Annotated in this window: 5 protein-coding genes and 1 pseudogene; 1 reads left to right on the top strand and 5 read right to left on the bottom strand. The window is 29.9% G+C overall.

Features of this window, described 5'->3' with window-relative positions; translation table 11 throughout:
* Window positions 1-289, top strand: a pseudogene (locus FPG59_RS13880) (thiamine-phosphate kinase); the annotation flags it as partial.
* A gap of 148 nt (window positions 290-437) precedes the next feature.
* On the opposite strand, the gene FPG59_RS13875 reads toward FPG59_RS13880, so the two are convergent.
* The 5 genes from FPG59_RS13875 to FPG59_RS13855 all read right to left on the bottom strand — a co-directional run bounded on the left by FPG59_RS13875 (window position 438) and on the right by FPG59_RS13855 (window position 4731).
* Window positions 438-1133: a response regulator gene (locus FPG59_RS13875; RefSeq protein WP_086455177.1), complete on the bottom strand. Its 696-nt coding sequence runs from the start codon at window positions 1131-1133 to the stop codon at window positions 438-440.
* Window positions 1134-1152: 19 nt separating this feature from the next.
* Window positions 1153-3177, bottom strand: coding sequence for an ATP-binding protein (locus tag FPG59_RS13870; RefSeq protein WP_254906712.1), 2025 nt, complete (start codon window positions 3175-3177; stop codon window positions 1153-1155).
* Between the two features lie 102 nt (window positions 3178-3279).
* On the bottom strand, window positions 3280-3465 hold the full coding sequence (locus FPG59_RS13865) for a hypothetical protein (RefSeq protein WP_086455176.1): 186 nt from the start codon (window positions 3463-3465) through the stop codon (window positions 3280-3282).
* Window positions 3466-3509: 44 nt separating this feature from the next.
* Window positions 3510-3755 (bottom strand): hypothetical protein, encoded by a 246-nt coding sequence (locus FPG59_RS13860; protein WP_086455175.1) that lies wholly within the window; start codon window positions 3753-3755, stop codon window positions 3510-3512.
* Window positions 3756-3927: 172 nt separating this feature from the next.
* A complete protein-coding gene (locus FPG59_RS13855) occupies window positions 3928-4731 on the bottom strand; it encodes a LytTR family DNA-binding domain-containing protein (RefSeq protein WP_086455174.1) in 804 nt (267 codons plus the stop codon).
* Window positions 4732-4923 lie beyond the last annotated feature (192 nt).

Genomic DNA, 4923 nt, shown 5'->3' with positions numbered 1-4923 from the left:
GTCAAAAGTAGGTTGTAATTTATACGAAGACAAATTACCTATTGATCCGCAGTTTATCAATGTTTGCGAAGAGTTCAATATTGATAGCACCACTGTTGCCATAAATGGTGGCGAAGATTACGAGTTGTTATTTACAATTTCGATTCAAGATTTTGAGAAAATAAAAGCCAATCCAAACTTTACAATTATTGGTCACATGACCCAAGAAAGTGAAGGCATTCATTTAATTACCCGTGCAAATACCAAGATTCCACTCAAAGCACGTGGATGGGATGCTTTAAGTGAATAACTACCAGGCTTAAAAACAAGACCTATTTAAAATGCCCCAAGAAGTTCAAGACTTTTTGGGGCATTTTTTATCTGATAAAAAGAATCTCTATATAGCTATATACTAATGCCCTTTGATGTTGATTCAAAATAAAATGGGCACCAAATAATTAATATAACAAACCTTTGGCTTTAGCCTCTTGAACCAAATCTTTATCTAAACCGCTTTCAATTTTTAAGAGTAACATTAAATCTTTCTTTCTTCTCTCAATTGCACCTGCTGATAAGGGGATGTATTGTGGAAAATCACTTTTTTTTGTTCCCTTAGACAAATGAAATAATATTTGTTTGTCAAAAACGTCTATCTCAACAGCATCTGCATCTACTAATTCCAACATACTTATAATAGAATCACTATAGTATTTTTTATTGTTGATAATCGTGTCAATTGCAAAAATCAAAACTTCAAAATTAAGATCATTTTTTACAATCAAACCAGCTGGATTGATGGTTTTAACAATCGTTTTGATTTTCAATAATTCAGTATACATAGTTAGTAAAATAATTTTACAATTTGGCATGTATGTTTGGAGTAACTTAGCTAAATCCTCACCTGAGAAAATATTTTTACTTTCAAAAGGAGGCATACTGATATCAAGGAAAGCAATATCAAAAGGAGCCGTTTCTGGATTAGTAATAATATCATAGGCTGTTTCACAGTTTTTAGCTTGATCAATCATGAATGTGTATTCATCGGTTTTATAACGAGTAATAGCATTCTTATACCCTTCAATTATAAAAGGGTGATCATCTACGATTAAAATATTATTATTAAATTTAATTTTAGCTGGGGCTTCAATTGTCATTTTTTCTAGTATTGAATGTTTATACTAAATGTATTGTAATTGTAATATGGGTCCCTTTACTAATTATAGAATTAATTATTGCTGTCCCATTACAATCTAAGGCTCTTGACCTGATATTCTGCAAACCTATTCCTTTTTTTGCTTTGATTGTGTTAAAACCAATTCCATCATCAATAATTTCTAAAATTAGTTGATCCTCATTTTTTAAACACTTCACATGGATGGAATTAGCATGTGCATATTTATTTATGTTTTGTAAACTTTCTTGCACAATTCTATAAATATTGATTTTGATAGAATTACTTATTGCGTCCCAATCAATAGCATTGTCAATACTTGCGTGTAAATTTGTAGAAAAAGTTTTTCTTTGTTCTTCAAGAAGATTGTGTAAAATAACTACAAAATTATTGATCAACTCTTTATTCTCTCTGCTTAAATCATGTGATATTTCCCGTAAATCTTGCTCAATGTTACGCAGTTCTACTAAGTATTCATTTCGTTTTTCAATAGCATTTGAATCATCAAATTGGTTCAAGGTGTCTAAGTTTATCCTAAGACCAAATATTCTACCCAAAACCCCATCGTGCAACTCTTGAGCTACTCTTTTCTTTTCTTTAACCCGACCTAAGTCTATGGTACTCTGTTGCGAAATCATTAAATTGTAAATATCTTCATTTGCTTTTTGTTGCCTTTGTTTGTAGAGTAAAACCTTATTCCTATTTCTCTGATTTAAAACAAGATACAACAACAATGCAACAACTCCAAATGAAATCAAACCGTATAATAAATTCCTGTTTTTAGTGGTTAAATAGTCATTCTTTTCAATGACTTCTTCCGTTTCGTATTCAATTCTTGAAAATTTATTCCCTATCGCTCGATCTGATTTTTGTCTCCTTTCACTAACTGCAATATATTCCTTACTATAATATGCTGTATTTTTAGGATCTACTAAAGACAATTGCTTTAATGAATTTAATATACTACGAGAATTGTTTGCTTTTTTAGATAAATACAATGCTTCTTTAGCAAATTGTAAAGCTTTTAGAGTATCCTTTTTTGACAAAAAATACTCTGAAATATTAATTTTACTTGCAATAATACCTGTAGTAATTTGCAAACTGTCTCTTATCCTTAAAGATTGAAAAAACAATTGAGGCAATCCCTCTTTCTCATTAAGTTTCAACTTAGAATAAGCCAAATTATTCAACAACATTGCAAATAATGCAGGCTTATCTTTTATTATATTTCTTTCTAACAGACCTTTTTCAAAATACTTTTTAGATTTGCGAAAATCCTTTTTATTTTGATAGACAGCTCCAATATTATTAAATGAGGTTGCTTTGGGTTGAGCAAATGATTTCATAAAATTATCATCTATACTCCCCAAAGCCTTATTATGATATTCAATGGAATTATTATAATCCTCAAGTTCGTTATAAATTTGTCCAAGAAGGTTGTATGAATTATATAAAATATCATTGAAATTCTTGTTCTTTATAATTTTTAAAACCTTAAAAATAGCCATTTCAGCTCCAAGAAAATCACTCTCAGTATACTGTAAAGTGGCTTTATTAAGCATAGTTAACGCAACATTATAGGTATCGTTTAATTCTACATATTTGTTTTCTGCTTCATTATAATAATAGAAGGCACTATCAGCCCGTTCTTTCAATAAGTAATAATCCCCTAAATAGACATTGCCTTTTGCAACATTACGAGTATCCTGCTGCAGTTTTGATTTTTTTAAAATGAGTTTGACTGTTATTTTATAGTCCTCAAAACGATCTAAGTTATAATATCGATTTGCTATCTTAAATAAATTTGATCGGTAAACAGAATCATTATTTTGAAGGTAAACTATAGTTGAGGCTTTTTGTATGTATTGCTGTCTTTGATCTATAGATAAATCAAAATCATTAGCCAACGAGAAAAAAAACTCTAAACTATCTTTTTGTATCTCCTCATTTTTAGAAACTGTCTTTTTTTGAGTGCAGCTCACACCCAAAATAAGAAACAAAAGAATAATATAAAAAGTAGGCTTCAATGGGCGATGAGTTATAATACCAAAAATAGGGAATTATATGATCGTCAAAAAAAAAGCTGTCATGAATTTGACAGCTTTAATAGATTTTAACAGTACAAAGTACTAATCATTCTTTTTATTCCCTCCTACAGAAGTATTTGCGATAAGATCCATATTTACATTTTCAATTTTAAAAGTAGTCTCTTTAGATACTTTTACTATTAATGGAGCAGATTCTTCCTTAAAGGTAAAGGAAGTCAACACCATCACTATGACTACTAAAAAAACGGTTATAATTGTATTTTTCATATTTTAAATATTATTTTATCAAGAGTGATACCTAATTCACAATATTATAGACGATTCCACCAATCAGATATTTTGTCTAATAAAGTAGGTTCTGATTTAGGAGGAGTATCCTCTTTTTTATTACCACCCACCATACCTTCTCCTCCAAGTTCCAACTTCATCGTATTTAAATTCAAAATCTCAATTTGTCCGTTGTTATTACTTAATGGAGTTATGTGTGCGTTTGATTGTACTGAAGTTAGTACCATTAATAACGCGAATAATCCTAATGTTGCAATTGATTTTTTCATGATTTGGGGTTTTATATTTATATTATTTCAACTCTTTACAGCGCTGATTAACAGCTTATCTTGAGGTAAAACTACTATACAAAAAGTAAACAACAATCAATAAAAATGGGTTAATGGTAGAACAAGTCTGTGTACGAGTGTACGGGTATGAAACTTGGGTAAAAGTAGGAATCTATATTTCTAAATAATTCCCATTTGCAAAATCAGTGATGATTTGGTCAACATTCGCTTTGTACATTTTAGAATAAGGTATACGTGCGTTGGAGTTTTTTATGTAGCAAAGAGCATTCCCACTGTGAATTCTAGAAATGTAATTTCTGTTTACAATATAACTTTTATGAATCCTCGTGAAGGGTTGAGACAAAACTGTTTCAAAATATTTTAGAGTTTTAAAAGCCGTTATTAATTCTCCATTGTTCAAATGAATGTCTGTAGAATTGTTATCTGCTTTGAGGAAACAGATGTCTTTTGCATCAATGTACCGGTAGTCACCATAGGATTTAATACACAACCGCAAGGATTGAACTTCAGGAACTGAACTTACTTTAGGAAACAGTTGATGGTGAAATGTTGCAATCTCATTTATAATTCCTTCATTTTCATTTTTTTTGTTCAACCTCAACAAAAATTTTACAATATTAGAAGTCTCAACAGGTTTGATTAAATATTCCCTAACACCATATTGAAAAGAGTCATACGCTAGTTTTTTATCACGAGTAGTAACTACAAAAATGGGCATGACACTCAAATATTTATAAAGACAGTCTATAAAATGCAAACCCAAATTTAAGGTACGATCTACAGGATCTATCTCAATAAAAATAATATCCGGCTTATTCTCTAATATAAGATCCAGACCATCTGTGGCATTACATGCGGAACCTACAAAATTTAGTACTGGAAAAACATCAGCAACAGCTTTTGTTTCCAAGAGACTTTTTGGGTCGTCGTCTATAATTATGTATTTATATTGCATTGTAGTTCTTAAATTTTGTAATCCTCACTATTTCACATTTTTCAAATACAAAAAACACTGTTTTTAGGCCATTAAAATAACAACAAAAATATACATTATTACCTTTTAGAATCTAAAAAACTATGGCAATACATTTCTTGTCTACTGAATGTACTTAAATTTCAGAATGAATATGTAGGTTAGGAGCAGTAA

This window comes from Flavobacterium sp. FPG59 (assembly GCF_002150205.1).
Lineage (GTDB): Bacteria > Bacteroidota > Bacteroidia > Flavobacteriales > Flavobacteriaceae > Flavobacterium.
Note: the sequence above shows the minus strand (reverse complement) of the source record. Positions and strands in the feature narration are given on the sequence as shown.

Bases quoted from the DNA above. Each gene is read 5' to 3' on its own strand.
- FPG59_RS13855 (WP_086455174.1), bottom strand. From the start codon at position 4,731: ATGCAATATAAATACATAATTATAGACGACGACCCAAAAAGTCTCTTG.
- FPG59_RS13875 (WP_086455177.1), bottom strand. From the start codon at position 1,133: ATGACAATTGAAGCCCCAGCTAAAATTAAATTTAATAATAATATTTTA.
- FPG59_RS13865 (WP_086455176.1), bottom strand. From the start codon at position 3,465: ATGAAAAATACAATTATAACCGTTTTTTTAGTAGTCATAGTGATGGTG.
- FPG59_RS13860 (WP_086455175.1), bottom strand. From the start codon at position 3,755: ATGAAAAAATCAATTGCAACATTAGGATTATTCGCGTTATTAATGGTA.